The organism is Paenibacillus sp. GXUN7292 (assembly GCF_050864975.1).
Classification (GTDB): domain Bacteria; phylum Bacillota; class Bacilli; order Paenibacillales; family Paenibacillaceae; genus Pristimantibacillus.
In genome coordinates this window covers 45766-62219 of sequence record NZ_JBOZWO010000037.1, presented here as the reverse complement: position 1 = coordinate 62219, position 16454 = coordinate 45766, and the positions used below count along the sequence as shown (strand labels likewise).

Here is a 16454-nt window from a genome sequence, read left to right as displayed (position 1 = left end):
CTAAAATACCTCGAAAACTACAAATGTATATGAAAAATCATACACAATCGCCCGGCGCCACGTCAAAACGGCAAATTGTATATGAAATTTCATATACATTGCGCTAAAATACCTCGAAAACTACAAATGTATATGAAAAATCATACACAATCGCCCGGTGCATCCTCAAACTACTTTTTTTGAGCTGTAACAACAACCAAAGTAGTGAAGTTCATATGTTATAATAGATCATACAAGTCAAGCTTGAACGAGGAGAGTTGATAGTATGAATAATAATAAAATCACATTTGACTCCATCGATGAATATATTGCAGCATTCCACCCGGATATTCAAGCAATTCTTCAAGCTATACGCCAAGTTATACATGAGGCAGTGCCAGAAGCCAAGGAGAAGATCAGCTATCAGATGCCTACCTTCGAGCTGCACGGTAATCTGGTTCATTTTGCCGCGTTCAAAAATCATATCGGTTTTTATCCCGCACCAAGCGGTATTGAAGCTTTTCAAGAAGAGGTCAAGCCTTATCATAAATCGAAGGGGACGCTGCAGTTTCCAATCCATGCTCCAATGCCCCACGATCTTATAAGCAGAATTGTAAAATATAGAGCTGCCGCCAACATAGAAAAGGCTAACAGCAAGCGCAAGAAGAAATGATGGTTCATAGATTTTAACGATAAAGCAGGTGGAGGGAGTACATGTTTGGCAAAAGAAGCTTTTTATTAGCGTATGGCATGTTGTTTCTTTTCATTATTTACGTAGGTTTTTATGGTGCTCAAATGAATGAAGGCTGGGAGTTTTTAAGATCCGTTTTTGAGTGGATTACAGCCTATATTTTGCCGTGGCTAATATTTGTCATGTTAATTTTTATTTATAGAAAAATGAAATGAATTATTTACATCCGCATTCAAATTTTAAACATGGTATGATTGTAATATAATAATTATTTTAAAGCTTTTAATGAAAGATGTGGATGGTGATCGCACATGGCGAATTCGGATCAGGGTGAGCTTTCAACAAGAGAATATATTCTTCATCTTCTAAAAACGAAAGGCGCGCTAAGCACGAAGGAGCTTACGGAAGAGCTGGGCATAACGATTATGGCTGTCAGGCGCCATATCCAGTCTTTGGAGCGCGATAATTTGATTACTTCACAAACAATCAGGCAATCTATGGGCAGACCGACGGCTGTGTATGAATTAACAGAGCAAGCGAGCGGTTTTTTTCCTAATAAATATCATACCTTGACTTTGGAGCTGCTTCATGAGCTGGAGGATTATTTTGGCGAAGAAGCGGTAGAGAAGCTGTTTGAGGGCCGTAAAGACAAGCTGATTAAAAAATATGATACGAGCATGCAAGGGAAGGATATTGCTGAGCGTGTTGCGCTGCTTGCCAGTATTCAAAATGAGAACGGTTATATGGTAGAGCTGGAGCAAATTAATGAGGAAGAGTATTTATTAAAAGAGCATAATTGTCCTATTAAGCAGGTAGCCGGCAAATATAAGCATGCATGCCAGTGCGAGCTAAAAATGTTCCGATCACTGCTTGGTGATGCAGAAGTGACCAGAACAGACTGCCTTGCGGATGGCGGACAGCGCTGTACCTATTCCATTAAAGCAAGAAAAGAGAAAAAACAGTGATGCGATCATGAAGATTGCTCACTGTTTTTTATTAATAAAAGGGGTTAATAAGTTTGCACACACGAATCACGAATCATATTCATACGGCGGAAGCCGCTAATCCTTGTGGCTACAGCTTCATATTGCTGCTATGTCCTGGTGAAAGCTTGGCTGTTGGATCGATATACACTTTGGCGTTGTTAATGGCAGTTGGCGCCTCGCCGAATCCTACAGCAATTAGCTTGACTTTGCCTGGGTAAGCCGTAATATCGCCAGCAGCGAAGATGCCAGGGATATTCGTTTCCATTCGTGTATCGACCGCGATGGAGTTGCTTTGCACCTCAAGCCCCCACTCTGCAATAGGGCCAAGTGAGGAAATAAATCCGAAGTTTACGATAAGCGCGTCACAGGTTATTTTTCTTTGCTCGCCTGACTTCGCGAAAGTAATAGTTATTTCCTCGATTTGATCATTTCCATGCAGCTCTGTAATTTCAGCTGGTGTTACGACATTAACCTTGGAAGCCATCAATTTCTCCACACTATGCTCGTGCGCACGGAATTTATCGCGCCTGTGGATCAGCGTCACCGCTTCTGCAATAGGCTCGAGCATTAGCGCCCAATCTACTGCGGAATCTCCGCCACCATTAATAACGACTTGCTTACCCGCAAATTGATTCAGATCATTGATAAAATAATGAAGATTGGCTTCTTTCTCAAAACGTTCAGCATGCTCCAGCTCCAAACGCCGCGGTTCGAAAGCGCCGACGCCAGCAGTTATAATAATTGCTTTGCTATAGTGGACAGCTTTATCTGTCACAATCTCGAAATGGCGCTCATCATGCTTAATAACGTTTTGTACCTTTTCCTCCAAGCATACCTCGACAGGAAACAAACTCATTTGTTCAATTAGATTAGCAGTCAGCTGTGCTGCTGTTACTCTAGGAAAACCAGCTACATCATATATATATTTTTCGGGATAAAGCGCGATAGGCTGTCCGCCAAGCTGCGGCATGCTGTCAATAATTTTCACGCTGGCCTGACGCATCCCGGCATAGAAAGCAGCGAACATGCCTGCAGGTCCGCCGCCTATAATCGTAATATCTGTAAATGACATTGTTTCATCCGATTGCAATATGATCTCTCCCAACTTTTTAATATATATTATAGTATAATGTATAAAAAGTAATTAGGCTAGCTGCATCTTATGAAAAAGGATTGAACATCTGGCCGCAGCTGTGCTGACTATTCGCTTAAAAATGCAGGTTTTTTAAAAGAAGTGTTGAAATAAATATAAATAATTATCCAAACCTATAACTTACAGGAAGGCGTTAATGACGATGAAACAAAACAAATATGATAATGCCGCTTTTTTTGAACAATACAGTATGATGCCTCGCTCGATCAGCGGCTTAAGCGCTGCAGGGGAATGGCATGAGTTAAAAGCTATGCTTCCTGAGCTGAAAGGAAAAAGAGTGTTGGATCTTGGCTGCGGATTTGGCTGGCATTGCCGCTATGCGCGCGATCAGCAGGCCAGCTCAGTAACCGGTGTTGATATTTCTGCGAATATGCTGAACAAAGCTAGAGAAATGACCGATGATCCGCAAATTAAGTACTTGCAGCAAGCTATAGAGGATGTTGATTTTGAAAATGGGCAATTCGATGTCGTAATTAGCTCGCTTGCCTTGCACTATGTGGAATCCTTCGATGAAACCGTTCAAAAGGTATACGCTATGCTCTCTGCAGAAGGTACGTTTATTTTTTCGGTAGAGCATCCTGTATTTACTGCACTTGCTGCGCAGGATTGGCATTATGATGACAAGGGAGAAATAATGCACTGGCCGGTTGATCATTATCATGCCGAAGGCTTAAGAGAAACCTCATTTCTCGGCAATGATGTTATGAAGTATCACCGGACGGCAGCGACCTATATGAACACTCTTATTCGAGCCGGCTTTGAGATTAAGCAGATTGCGGAACCGAAGCCATCCGAGGAAATGCTCAGCACGATTGCAGGGATGAAGGATGAATTAAGACGGCCTATTTTTTTAATGATTGCAGCCCAAAAATGACGGTAGACAGAAGAATAGAAATTCGCTATAGTTAAATAACAACGTTGTTAAAAATGGAGGGAATACGATGTTTAATTTGCAAAATACAGTATCCGTTGTGATTGGCGGCAACGGTGTATTAGGCGGTGCCATGTCAGCAGCGCTGGCGGAGGCAGGCTCCAAGGTAGCAGTAGTAGGACGTAATATGGAGAAAGCAAATGCAGTTGTTCAGCAAATTGAAGCTGGAGGCGGCACTGCAGCTGCATTTCAGGCGGATGCTTCCAAGAAGGAAGATTTGGAAAAGCTGCTTGCTGATGTATTGGCATGGGGCGGTTCAGTGGATACTCTTGTGAATGCATCTGGCACCAATAGCTCAACGCCATTTTTTGAGCTTGAGATGGAAGAATGGGACCGCATTATGGATGTCAATTTGAAGAGCATTGTGCTCGCAAGCCAAGTGTTTGGAAAGAAAATGATCGAGCAGGGGAATGGCGGCTCCATCATTAACATTTCATCTGTTTCCTCTACTACGCCGCTGTCCAGAGTGTTTACTTATTCGGCGTCCAAAGCAGGCGTCAATAGCGTTACCCAGTTTTTAGCGCGTGAATTTGCGCAAGAGGGTGTGCGAGTAAATGCAATTATTCCGGGCTTTTTCCCGGCAGAGCAAAACAAGAAAATTCTTTCGCCGGACCGTATTGAATCGATTATGCGTCATACGCCAATGAATCGTTTCGGCAATCCGGATGAATTGAAGGGCGCAGTTGTGTTCCTGGCATCCAAGCAAGCTTCCTCCTTCGTAACAGGCAGCTTCCTGCGTGTGGATGGCGGCTATGGAGCAATGACTATTTAATGGGTTCTTAACTGTTCTTATATTTCATCGGTAAACGCGCTCGTCCAAGGACGGCGGAAGCCGTTTATCCTTGCAAATAAATATATTTTTTTGCAGCTTTATAACAACGTTGTTATGAGGCTCGACAGGAAAGGGAGATTTGTGCAATGAGCAAGCAGCAAATCGGTGTAATCGGTCTTGCGGTAATGGGCAAAAATTTGGCGCTCAATTTGGAGAGCCGTGGATTTCAGGTAGCGGTATACAACCGTTCTTATAGTAAAACAGCTGAGCTGATGGAGGAAGCGAAAGGCCGTCAGTTATATGGCTATGAGCAGCTGGCTGATTTTGTAGCTGCGCTGGAGAAGCCGCGTAAAATTTTACTGATGGTGCAGGCAGGCAAAGCGACAGATGCGACAATCGAGCAGCTTATTCCTTTGCTGGACAAGCAGGATATTATTATTGATGGCGGCAATGCCTATTTTATGGATACAGAGCGCAGAACGATCGAGCTGGAAAGCTATGGCATCGAGTTTGTCGGCTCTGGCGTATCTGGCGGAGAGCAGGGTGCTTTGGAGGGACCTGCGATTATGCCTGGCGGCACAAAGGAAGCTTACGCGCATGTTGAACCGTTCCTGACCGCCATTTCTGCAAAAGTAGACGGCGATGCATGCTGCACGTATATCGGTCCAGGCGGAGCTGGCCATTACGTAAAAATGGTGCATAACGGCATCGAGTATGGCGATATGCAGCTGATTTGCGAAGCGTACCATTTGCTAAAAGAAATCATTGGCGCAGAGGCGGATGAGCTGCACAGCATATTCAAGGAGTGGAACGAGGGCGAGCTGAACAGCTACCTGATTGAAATTACAGAGCAAATCTTCACCAAGGTTGATCCAGAAACGGGCAAGCCTATGGTTGAAGTCATTAAGGATTCTGCTGGACAAAAAGGGACTGGTAAGTGGACTTCACAAAATGCGCTTGATTTAGGCGTACCGCTTCCGGTAATAACAGAGTCTGTATTTATGCGCTTCTTATCCTCACTTGGCGATGAGCGCAAGCATGCTGCCAAGCTTTTTGATAAGCCAAGCCCAATCTATAAGGGCGACCGCAAGCAATTTATCGAGCTGGTCCGCAAGGCGCTGTATGCAAGCAAAATTTGCTCCTATGCGCAAGGCTTTGCTCAAATGAAGCAAGCATCCGATCAATACAACTGGGATTTGAAGTGCGGCAATATTGCGATGATTTTCCGCGGCGGCTGCATTATCCGGGCTCAGTTTCTAGATAAAATCAAAGCAGCGTTCGAGAAGGACGCAGCGCTTCCAAATTTGCTGGTGGATGATTATTTCCGAGGTATTGTGAATGAATATCAGAGCGCTTGGCGCGAGGTTGTGTCGATCGCAGCGCTAAGCGGCATTACAATTCCAGCTTTTGCAGCAGCGCTGTCTTACTTTGATGCGTATCGCACGGAATATCTTCCTGCGAATTTGCTGCAGGCGCAGCGTGATTTCTTCGGTGCTCACACCTTCGAGCGATTGGACAAGGAAGGCAGCTTCCATTTTGAATGGAATAAATAAATAGTGATAAGGAGATCAGGCTATGTCAGCATTTATACCTTTTGGAAATATTAGAGAAACGGCAGTCCGCTTGGCGCAGACAACGCCAGTAACCGATATGCATACCCATCTATACGCTCCGGAATTTGGCGAGCTGCTGCTTTGGGGAATTGACGAGCTATTGACGTATCATTATTTGATATCTGAATCCTTCCGCTGGTCAACGGAGGAATACGATCAGTTCTGGTCTATGACCAAGCGCGAGCAGGCAGACTGGATATGGCAGAAGCTGTTCATTGAACATTCGCCGGTCAGCGAAGCGGCGTCTGGCTTTATTACGGTATTGCACCGTATGGGGCTTGATGTATCTTCTCGCAACTTGGATGATTACCGCCAAGCTTTCGAGAGCCGGACGACTGAGCAGCAGGTAGATATGATTATGGAGCTGGCGAAGGTTAAGAAAATCGTTATGACGAATGATCCGTTTGATCCTGTTGAGCGTAAAGTATGGCTGGAGGGCAACGGCAAAAAGGATGATCGCTTCTATGCAGCGCTTCGCGTGGACGGTCTGCTTAATGATTGGCCGAACGCCGTCAACAGCTTGGTTGAGCTTGGCTATGATGTCGAAGCAGAGTGGACAGAGCGCACGAAGCAGGAAACGCGCCGCTTCCTGGCCGAATGGATAGAGCGTATGGATGCACTGTACTTGGCGGTATCCATGACTGGAGACTTCCAGTATCCTGCAGAGGATCATCGCAGCCGTATGATCGATGATGTTATGGTGCCTGTATGCCAGCAGCTTAACATTCCGTTCGCGCTTATGATCGGTGTCCGCAGAAAAGTAAATCCGGAGCTTCGCCTTGCCGGCGATATGAGCATGCGCTCTGATGTGTCAGCGGTTGAAGCGCTATGCCGCAAGTACCCGAATCAGAAATTTTTGATTACGATGCTGGCAAGAGAAAATCAGCATGAGCTCACAGTATTGGCGCGTAAATTCCGCAACCTGATGATATTCGGCTGCTGGTGGTTCCTTCATATTGAATCGATGGTGGAGGAAATGACGCGCTTCCGTGTAGAATTGCTGGGAACCTCTATGATTCCACAGCATTCCGATTGCCGCGTGTTCGAGCAGCTTATATACAAATGGGATCATTCCCGTACCATTATCGGCAATGTGATAGCCGATAAGTACGAGCGACTGCATCGCAGCGGCTGGGGCGTAACGGAGGATGAGATGAAGCGTGATTTCGATGATCTGCTTAATCGCAATTTCTGGCGCTTCCTAGGCAGAGAAGCAGAAGCTTAATCAATATTGCAATAAAAGAACTTGCCCTGTAGGTGCAGCTGGTATGCTGTGTCCGTGGGGCAAGTTTTTTTTGAAACTATAGGAAAGTATAAGTTTTCACTTAATATATGTTCCTATATTTCATCGGTAAACGCGCCTGTCCAAAGGACGGCGGAGCCGTTTATCCTTGTCCGGTAAATGCGCCGACCACGCTGCTTATATGAATGATTTCACCACAAAAGGGAAATTTAAGCAGAGCAGGTGAAAAGAGGTGCGAGTTTGGAAGCAAATGAAGATTTTAGCAAGCTGCTGCTTAAAAAAAGTTTAACGGTCAATTTGGATCAAATTCAACAAAGGCTGGGCAACAGTCCTGACGTTGTTATAAGAGAATGCCGGCCTGCATTAATGAGAAAAACGCGTGTTGCGCTTGTATATATTGATGGACTTGTGGATTCTGTAGCAGCTAATGACTTTATTATGGAATCGCTGATGTACGATGTTTCAGAACAAGCCATTGTACATATCAAAAGCAGCGAGCAGTTTTATTGGTATGCCAAGGAATCTTTGCTTGCTTCGATCCATGTTCAATCCGATGTTTTGAATTACGGGCAATTGTTTTCGCTTCTATTTTCCGGCAATGTCATTTTTCTCATCGATAACTATAATAAAGCACTTGCAATCAGTGCAACTGGCTGGAAGGAGCGCGCCATTGATGAGCCAACCTCTGAGACGGTTATTCGCGGCCCGAAGCAAGGCTTTACGGAAAATCTGCGGACGAATACCGCTCTTATCCGCAGAAAAATAAAGTCGCCGGACTTGTGGATGGAAAACTTTGTAATAGGCCGGGTAACTCAGACTAACGTGTCCATCATGTACATAAAAGGAATTGCAGATGATGCAGTCATTGAAGAGCTGCGTACTCGTCTCAACAAAATTGATACAGACAGCATATTAGAAAGCGGGTATATAGAAGAGTTTATTGAGGATCAAAAATGGACGCCTTTTCCGACGCTGTACAATACGGAGCGCCCTGATGTTATATCGGCGGAACTATTAGAAGGTAAAATTGCGATAATTGTAGACGGAACACCTTTTGTTTTGGTTATTCCAGCTGTTTTTGCAGCTTTTTTTCACTCCGCTGAAGATTACTATCATCGCCGAGATATTAGTACGCTTGTACGTCTGCTGAGATTTATTGGCAATATTATAGGGCTGCTTGGCCCTGCAACCTATGTTGCTATAGGCTCATTCCATCCGGAGATGATTCCAAGGCAGCTTTTTTTAAGTCTGGCTGCCCAACGTGAGGATTTGCCTTTTCCAGCTTTTATAGAAGCCATCCTGATGGAGCTTGTATTTGAAATTTTGCGGGAAGCCAGTATCCGGATGCCGCGTAATATCGGGCAGGCGATGTCGATTGTCGGTTCGATTGTGCTTGGAACTGCGGCTGTTCAAGCAGGCTTCGTATCGCCAGCTATCGTGATCGTTGTATCGATTACTGCTATTGCATCATTTGTTATACCGTCAACGGATATGGCCATATCGATACGCTTGCTTCGCTTTCCCTTTATTTTGCTGGCAGCTTCCTTCGGCATATTCGGTATTATTCTCGGAATGATTGCGCTCTTGCTGCATTTAGTAAGCTTACGCTCATTCGGCGTTCCTTACATGGCTCCGTTTGCGCCATTTGATGCGCAGGGACAAAAGGACACTTTATTTTGGAGAGCTTCTTTAAAGTCAATGGTTTTTAGACCTAAGTTTATTGCTAAGGGCAATCTTGTGAGAAGAAGAAATCGTAAGAAATAGCAATCAGGGACAGGGATGAAAAAATGCGAAGATATGTATGGTTGGTTGCTGTATTATTATGCCTCTTTGTTTTGACCGGCTGCTGGGACCGCAAGGAGCTGAGTCAATATGCATTGGTAAGCGGTGTATTTATCGATAAAAAAAATAGTGAATATCAGGTTTCCCTTCAGGTAATAAACACAAAGGAAGTTACTAATAAGGGCGGAAGCAGCGCTCCGGTTACTGTGTTTACCCAGAAAGGAAAAACGATATCGGAAGCGATGCAGCGTATAGCTAAAATAAGCCCCAGACAATTATTTTTGGGACACTTTAGAATATTAGTTATCAGTGAAAGGCTTGCGCGTGATGGTGTTAGAAAAGAGTTGGATGTCTTTCGCAGAAAAGTAAATGTACGGAGTGATTTTTCTATTATTGTACTTAAAGACAGCTTCGGACAGAATCCATTTACCGATTTGGTTCCGCTGGAAAAGCTGTCTGCAAGTTTTTTATATGATACGCAAAAAAACTCAGAAAAACAATTTGCCTCTTCCAGAACAGTAAGGGTACACGACATCGTTAGTGTATTGGCCGAAAAGGGCAAAGATGCTGTATTGCCAGCTGTTGAAATTAAAGGGAAGCATAGCGCAACAGGGAAAATCGATCAATATAAATCGACAGTGCCGCCAACATTATTTGAGTTCTCAGGCTTGGCAGTGTTCCATGACGATAAGCTGCAAGGGTGGCTGAATGAAAACGAGACGATACTGTTTAATATAATGACAGGGAAAGTCAAGCTCTCTAATCTTGTTGTCCCATGTACTGCGGATAATGGTTTTATTTCATATTTAATAGATAAAAGTAAATCAAGCTTGAAAAGTAAGATGGATAACAACAATTTGCAGCTAGGAATCAGCGTCAAGGTAGATGCTTATATTGAAGAGACCAGTTGTATGAGCAAATTATCGAACCCTAATCAGATGAAGCAATTGGAGAAGCAACTGGCTGCTGACCTCAAGCAAAAAATGACAAATCTGATTAATCATATTCGTATGGACTTCAAGTCTGATTTATTTGGGTTTGGAGCTAAAATACATCGCTCGAACCCTAAACAGTGGCAGCAAATATCTGGCCGGTGGGATCAATTATATGCGACAGCGGATCTGGATATTGAAGTAAAGGTGCTGATTAAAGATACAGGTTCGATTACGGATCCGGATATCGTTGATGTTGGAGACTAAGCAATAAGTGAGAGGTTGAGCTGATGAAAAGCAAAATTATGATCCCAAACAGACAGTTTTCTATTCTGGTTACTATGAGCCTTATCGGTACAACGATATTAATCATCCCTCATCTGGTGGGGACGGATGCCAAGCAGGATGCCTGGATGTCTGCCATAATAACATTTGTTGCAGCAGTGCCGCTTATACTTCTCTATACCAGGCTGTACTATTTGTATCCAGGCAATACATTTACGCAGCTTTTTCAAGTCGCTTGTGGTAAATGGATGGGGAAAATACTAGCTGCTGTATATTTGCTTACTTTTCCGCTTATTATTAATTCTTTGTCCTTGCGTAATGTCGGCGATTTTCTGGTCACTCAAATTATGCCAGAGACACCTATTGAAGCTATACATATCATCGTTATGCTCGTCGCTGTATATGCGGTGCATTTAGGAATAGAGGCGATTGCGCGTATAGGCGAGCTGCTTATTCCAATTACGATGTTTTTTTTAATTATCATGTTCATAATGCTGATCCCAAACATTAATTTGGATTTCCTGTTTCCCGTTTTTGAGCACGGCTTTAAACCGGTATTGCAAGGCAGCCTTACCTTTTATTCCTTTCCTTTTATGGAGGGGGTTATGTACATAATGGTTATGCCATTAGTAAAAGAGCAGAAAAAGCTGTTCAAAGCTTATTTTACAGGCATATTAATTGGCTGGTTTATTTTATTTGTCACTACGCTGTTCACAATACTAGTGCTGGGCCCATTTATTACTTCAAATGAAGTGTTTCCTAGCTTTGTATTGGCTAAAAGCATCGCCGTACCGAATATTTTGGAGCGAATTGAACTAACGATAGCTATCGCTTGGTTTATAACGAGCTTTTTTAGAGTCTGTTTTTATTTTTATTGCGTAGTAGCAGGGTTGTCTCAATTGTTTAATGTTACTTACCATTGGATCATCAATTTTTTTGCTGCAATTGCAACTGTTGTGATTTCAGTTACTATTTCTCGCAACATAAACTTATTGCTTAATTTTGATCAAACGCTATGGCCGATCGTGACAGGAGTGTGCGGGCTCGCTTTACCGCTGCTGCTGTTCGTAGTATTGTTAATAAAGAGAAGCTTAAGAAAAGGCTAGACTTCGCCGGCCAAAAAATGCAGAGGAAGGTGTTTCAAATGAAGGCTCTATTAGTCATTGATTACACAGTTGATTTTGTTGACGGAAAGCTGCCATGCGGACAGCCTGCTATTGATCTGGAGGAGCGCATCGCGCATTTGACTCAGCAGTTTGTGGATCAGAAGGATTTTGTCGTTATGGCGGTTGATATGCATGAAGAAGGGGATGTGCTTCATCCCGAGAATAAGCTGTTTCCTCCGCATAATATCCGCGGCACGAGCGGGCGTGATCTATACGGCAAGCTTGATGAAGTATACAAGCAGAACAAAGAAAGCATCTACTGGATGGACAAAACGCGCTACAGCGCTTTTTGCGGAACGGATTTGGAGCTGCAGCTTCGCATGAGAGACATTAACGAAATTCATTTAGTAGGCGTGTGCACCGATATTTGTATTTTGCATACTGCAGTGGACGCTTATAATAAAGGATTTAAAATTGTCGTGCATGAAGATGGAGTAGCTTCGTTCAACGAGGACGGGCATAAATGGGCGCTGACTCATTTTGAACATACGCTTGGTGCAGAGGTTAAGCATAAATAATAAGGTTAGGGATGAGAATGCATATGATAGGGCCTAATTTAACGCTTCATACAGATAAATATCAGATTAATATGATGTACGCGCATTGGAAGATGGGTACGATGAATGACAGGGCCGTGTTCGAGATTTTTTTCCGGAAGCTTCCTTTTGGTAACGGCTATGCGGTATTCGCTGGCTTGGAGCGCGTCGTTGCTTATATACAACAGCTTCGCTTCGGTGATGCGGAAATCGCTTTTTTAAAAGAGCAGGAGGAGCAGTATGAGGAGGAATTTTTGCAGCTGCTGCGTCAATTCCGCTTTACTGGCGATTTGCATGCGGTAAAGGAAGGAACGTTTGTTTTTGCGAATGAGCCTATGCTGCGCATCGAGGCTACTATATTTGAAGCTCAGCTTATTGAAACGGCGCTGCTTAACTTTGTAAACTATCAAACCTTGATTGCAACGAAGGCATCTCGTGTCAAGCAAGCGGCTGGCAATGATGTATTGATGGAGTTCGGCACAAGAAGGGCGCAGGAGGCCGATGCCGCGCTGTGGGGAGCAAGAGCAGCTTATTTAAGCGGCTTTGATGCAACCTCCAATATGCTTGCGGGCAAAATGTTCGGCATACCTGTAAAGGGGACCCATGCGCATGCCTGGGTACAGGCTCATGATACGGAAGAAGAAGCTTTTATGAGGTACGCAGAGGTATTGCCGGATCATGTAACCTTGCTGGTCGATACGTATGATACGCTCAGAAGCGGCGTGCCTAATGCGATTAAAGTGGCTAAGCTGCTTGAGCAGAAAGGGAAAAGGATGAACGGAATTCGGCTTGACAGCGGAGATCTGACATATCTCTCGCAGCAAGCGCGCAGGATGCTTGACGAAGCCGGTTTGTCTTATGTTTCCATCGTAGCTTCCAATGATCTTGATGAAAACATCATTTCCGAGCTGAAGGCGCAGGGAGCCAAAATCGATTCATGGGGCGTAGGCACACAGCTGATTACAGCTGCAGACCAGCCTTCGCTTGGCGGGGTGTACAAGCTGGTGGCGCGTGAGAAGGGCGGCGAGTTTGTTCCGGTCATTAAAATTTCCGGCAATCCGGAAAAGATGACAACCCCTGGCATCAAGCAGCTGTATCGAATCGTGAATAAAGCTAACGGCAAGGCGGAGGGCGATTATTTGGCGCTTGATTACGAGCGGGATATTATCGCTGGCGAGCGGATTAAGCTATTCGATCCGATTCATCCTTATTTTCATAAATACTTGGAAAATTACGAGGCAATTCCATTGCTGAAGCCGATATTCGAGGCGGGCGAGCTTGTGTATGAGCTGCCCGCGCTCGAGCAGATCAGAGAATATAAAAAAAGCCAGAAGCAGTTATTCTGGCCAGAATATTTGCGCAAGCTCAATCCGGAAAAATTCCGAGTCAGCTTAAGCATTGCAGCCTGGGAGCTTAAACAAAAGCTTATTAAAGAGCACAGCTAAGCCGAATTAAGTGGTCGACCGACCGCCGTCATGCAGCGAAACACCGCGCGCTGAGAACTGCGCGCGGTGCGAAAGTTAGGTGTTCATGAGCGTAATTGAGAATTTGTAATTATTCTACAAAATTTGAGACAGCTTTCTGTACTCCGTCGCTGAAATGCCTTCATGCTGCCGAAAGAGCCTGCTGAAGTAATGGATGCTGGAATAGCCAAGCTGCTCTCCTATTTGCTCAATCGACATATTCGTTTCTCTAAGCAGCCGGCGTGCCTCGCGATGCCTTGTCGCATGGATGAAGCTGTTCGGGGGCATGCCGGCAAGCTGCTTGAACAGCTTTGCAGCATGATCTGTGCTCAAATTCATCCGTTTGGCAATCGATTGATTCGTCCAAGGCAAGCCCGGCTGCTCTTCAATTTCCTCCATGAGCTTAAGCAGCCTCAGATCATGCTGGGAAGCATGCTGAATAGAGCGGCTCAGCGGCAAGCGCAGCAAATAAGCTAATATTTGCAGCATTAACGCTTTGCACACCAGCTCATAGCCGAGCGGCCTCATCGTAAATTCATGCTCCAGCTGCTCCATAAGCTGAATGCAGGCCAGCGGCGGCACATAGATAAGCTGGCTGGACAGCGGCGGGAAAATATCTGACACAGCCTCCACAGCAAACTGCTTCTCATTAACATTATCCTCATTAACGAGCATATCCGCTTCTGTTTGAATATCCAGCTCATCAAAAAAGTCAAAATGAATCCCTATAAACCGCGTTTCGTTTTCTGACGTCGCTTCATTCTGGTGGAGCACTCCCGAAGGCAGAAAAATTAGTTGGCCTGCCGTCAGCTCATAACGCTTGCCCCTGATCGTTGTTGCGGCCTCCCCTTGATACACGTACAGCAGTTCAAAATCATACAGCCTTCTGGGCGGGAGCTTGGACATTTGCATGCGCTGGCTCCTTGCATAATGAATGCTGGGCGACCACTCATGAAACGGCGCTCTGCGCTGTAGCGGAAACTGCAGCTCGTTATTAATCACGCTTTTCCCTCCCTTTTTATTGATGGTGACGATGACGATGACGAAAGCGATGATGACGCTGCGATTGCGCGATGATGATGCGACGATTACGGGATGGTCCACCAGCGTATGGTGCATTCACGAAATTTTGGCGCACAGCAAGCGTGAAGTATTTAAAACTACTCGTGTTTAGAATGTTCCTTTCGAGCTGGGAGTGGATCGTATCATGTGACAGTAACTCGGACACAGGTTCCGCTATTTCCCCGAAAAAGGCCTAATTGCTAGTTGAAAGTGACAGACGTTCCGCTATTGTGCAAAAAACATATGAATAAAGACGGAAAATGAGCAAATAGCGGAACGAGTGACCGCGGAAACCTGAAAAAGTAGTTTTTTGGCCCAATAGCGGAACGAGTGTCCGCGAACCCCCGAAAAAGTAGTTTCACAGCCCAACAGCGCATTGAGTGTCTGCGAAAATTCTGAACAGTATTCGTTTAGGAGCACAGCTAGCGGAACGAGTGTCCACGAACCCCATAAAAAGTAGTTTCATGGTCCACCAGCGCATTGAGTGTCTGCGAAATCCAGAACAGCAATCGTTTAGGAGCACAGTTAGCGGAACGAGTGTCCACGACCCCCCGAGAAAGTAGTATTGTGATCTAACGCGCATTGAGTGTCCACGCCCCCCCAAAAAAGTAATTTCACGGTCCAACAGCGCATGAGTGTCTGCGAAATCCAGAACAGCAATCGTTTAGGCGCACTGCTAGCGGAATGAGTGTGAATGAGTAACTGACAAACGCATGTATTCAGAAGGATTCGATGCTATGAACTCCAATAGGGCGGGCAATCGTCGCTATTCGCTAAGAAACGGCCCGTCCCAAGTAAAGGATGTACAACGTATCTTTTGTGAAAACAATTCAACGGAATTGTGCAAATAATATCTATTCTACCTAAATATATTTCTATTAAATTCTTATAATATAAGTATTATTACATGTAATTTAACGCAGATCAACATGACGGAAACAGTTAAACAATGATTTAAGCATTGGTATTCAATACGTAACGAAGGAGCGATAGGTGATGAAAAAAGGAATTAACATTTGGTCCTTTAAAGAAGGCAAATCGATTAAAGAGTGCATTGCTCTTGCAAAGGATGCAGGCTTTGATGGAATCGAGCTGTCTTTGAACGGCTCAGGAGAGCTTAGCCTGCAAGCAACTGATCAAGAAATAGCAGAGATTCGCGCTCGCGTACAAGATGCTAATTTGGAGATTGCTGGATTGGCAACAGGCTTGTATTGGGATTATCCGATGACAAGTGATGATGCAAGCATCCGCTCCAAAGCTGTTGATGTATGCAAGAAGCAGCTTGAAACCGCTGCAGCGCTAGGCGTAGATGCTATTCTTGTCATTCCGGGCGCAGTAGGCGTTGACTTTATCCCAGGTGCTAGCGTGGTGAATTATGAGCGCGCATATGAGCGTGCCCATGAAGCGATCAATTCTCTCGTTCCATTTGCAGAGAGTGCAGGCGTTTCAATTGGCATCGAGAACGTTTGGAACAAATTTTTATTGTCTCCGCTAGAGATGCGTAATTTTATAGATGAACATAAATCGGATTTTGTAGGCTCTTATTTTGACGTGGGCAACGTGGTTTACAGCGGCTACCCTGAGCATTGGATCAGCATTTTGGGTCACAGAATCAAGCGCGTACACTTTAAAGATTACCGTCGTACTGCCGGCGGTCTTCATGGCTTTGTTGACTTGCTTGCAGGCGATGTGGATTATCCAGCTGTTGTAGAGGCGCTCAAAGGCATCGGCTACAACAACTATGTGACCGCTGAGATGATTCCTAATTATGCGCACCATACCGATCAAATTATTTATAACACTTCCGGCGCCATGGATGCTATTCTTGGCCGCACCAATCGAAACTAGGAGCTCACAGGG

The 16454-nt window shown here is 44.7% G+C and carries 16 protein-coding genes; 14 read left to right on the top strand and 2 right to left on the bottom strand.

The genetic code is table 11. From position 1 onward, the window contains the following. Window positions 1–265 precede the first annotated feature (265 nt). The 3 genes from ACRRU2_RS22960 (at window position 266) to ACRRU2_RS22950 (ending at window position 1635) form a co-directional block, all read left to right on the top strand. The gene (locus tag ACRRU2_RS22960) at window positions 266–652 is read left to right on the top strand and encodes an iron chaperone (RefSeq protein ID WP_331698814.1); all 387 of its coding nucleotides are present in this window, start codon (window positions 266–268) and stop codon (window positions 650–652) included. A 41-nt stretch (window positions 653–693) separates the two neighbouring features. Next, a complete protein-coding gene (locus ACRRU2_RS22955; protein ID WP_331698815.1) occupies window positions 694–885 on the top strand; it encodes a hypothetical protein in 192 nt (63 codons plus the stop codon). Between the two features lie 96 nt (window positions 886–981). Beyond that, a complete protein-coding gene (locus ACRRU2_RS22950) occupies window positions 982–1635 on the top strand; it encodes a helix-turn-helix transcriptional regulator (RefSeq protein WP_331698816.1) in 654 nt (217 codons plus the stop codon). A gap of 109 nt (window positions 1636–1744) precedes the next feature. Here the strand turns inward: ACRRU2_RS22950 and ACRRU2_RS22945 are convergent, their stop codons facing one another. After that, complete coding sequence (locus ACRRU2_RS22945) at window positions 1745–2728, bottom strand: NAD(P)/FAD-dependent oxidoreductase (RefSeq protein ID WP_432505291.1); 984 nt, start codon at window positions 2726–2728, stop codon at window positions 1745–1747. Between the two features lie 223 nt (window positions 2729–2951). Between ACRRU2_RS22945 and ACRRU2_RS22940 the strand changes: the two genes are divergently transcribed. The 9 genes from ACRRU2_RS22940 (at window position 2952) to ACRRU2_RS22900 (ending at window position 13514) form a co-directional block, all read left to right on the top strand. Continuing rightward, window positions 2952–3683, top strand: coding sequence for a class I SAM-dependent methyltransferase (locus ACRRU2_RS22940; protein WP_432505289.1), 732 nt, complete (start codon window positions 2952–2954; stop codon window positions 3681–3683). A 67-nt stretch (window positions 3684–3750) separates the two neighbouring features. Next, the gene (locus ACRRU2_RS22935) at window positions 3751–4512 is read left to right on the top strand and encodes an SDR family oxidoreductase (RefSeq protein WP_432505286.1); all 762 of its coding nucleotides are present in this window, start codon (window positions 3751–3753) and stop codon (window positions 4510–4512) included. A 146-nt stretch (window positions 4513–4658) separates the two neighbouring features. Then, entirely contained in the window at window positions 4659–6065 is a 1407-nt protein-coding gene (gndA, locus tag ACRRU2_RS22930) for an NADP-dependent phosphogluconate dehydrogenase (RefSeq protein WP_331698820.1), read from the top strand. A 22-nt stretch (window positions 6066–6087) separates the two neighbouring features. Continuing rightward, a complete protein-coding gene (locus tag ACRRU2_RS22925; RefSeq protein ID WP_432505284.1) occupies window positions 6088–7350 on the top strand; it encodes a glucuronate isomerase in 1263 nt (420 codons plus the stop codon). A 258-nt stretch (window positions 7351–7608) separates the two neighbouring features. Then, a complete protein-coding gene (locus ACRRU2_RS22920; protein ID WP_331698822.1) occupies window positions 7609–9132 on the top strand; it encodes a spore germination protein in 1524 nt (507 codons plus the stop codon). A 23-nt stretch (window positions 9133–9155) separates the two neighbouring features. Next, window positions 9156–10349 (top strand): Ger(x)C family spore germination protein, encoded by a 1194-nt coding sequence (locus ACRRU2_RS22915; RefSeq protein WP_432505282.1) that lies wholly within the window; start codon window positions 9156–9158, stop codon window positions 10347–10349. Window positions 10350–10372: 23 nt separating this feature from the next. Next, window positions 10373–11473, top strand: coding sequence for a GerAB/ArcD/ProY family transporter (locus tag ACRRU2_RS22910; protein ID WP_432505280.1), 1101 nt, complete (start codon window positions 10373–10375; stop codon window positions 11471–11473). A 38-nt stretch (window positions 11474–11511) separates the two neighbouring features. After that, window positions 11512–12051, top strand: coding sequence for a cysteine hydrolase family protein (locus ACRRU2_RS22905; protein ID WP_331698825.1), 540 nt, complete (start codon window positions 11512–11514; stop codon window positions 12049–12051). A 23-nt stretch (window positions 12052–12074) separates the two neighbouring features. Further along, entirely contained in the window at window positions 12075–13514 is a 1440-nt protein-coding gene (locus ACRRU2_RS22900) for a nicotinate phosphoribosyltransferase (RefSeq protein WP_331698995.1), read from the top strand. Between the two features lie 114 nt (window positions 13515–13628). On the opposite strand, the gene ACRRU2_RS22895 is transcribed toward ACRRU2_RS22900, so the two are convergent. Next, the gene (locus tag ACRRU2_RS22895) at window positions 13629–14534 is read right to left on the bottom strand and encodes a helix-turn-helix domain-containing protein (RefSeq protein WP_432505277.1); all 906 of its coding nucleotides are present in this window, start codon (window positions 14532–14534) and stop codon (window positions 13629–13631) included. A gap of 37 nt (window positions 14535–14571) precedes the next feature. On the opposite strand from ACRRU2_RS22895, the gene ACRRU2_RS22890 reads away from it, so the two are divergent. Further along, the gene (locus tag ACRRU2_RS22890) at window positions 14572–14706 is read left to right on the top strand and encodes a hypothetical protein (RefSeq protein ID WP_432505275.1); all 135 of its coding nucleotides are present in this window, start codon (window positions 14572–14574) and stop codon (window positions 14704–14706) included. A gap of 884 nt (window positions 14707–15590) precedes the next feature. Beyond that, a complete protein-coding gene (locus ACRRU2_RS22885; RefSeq protein WP_331698828.1) occupies window positions 15591–16442 on the top strand; it encodes a sugar phosphate isomerase/epimerase family protein in 852 nt (283 codons plus the stop codon). Window positions 16443–16454 lie beyond the last annotated feature (12 nt).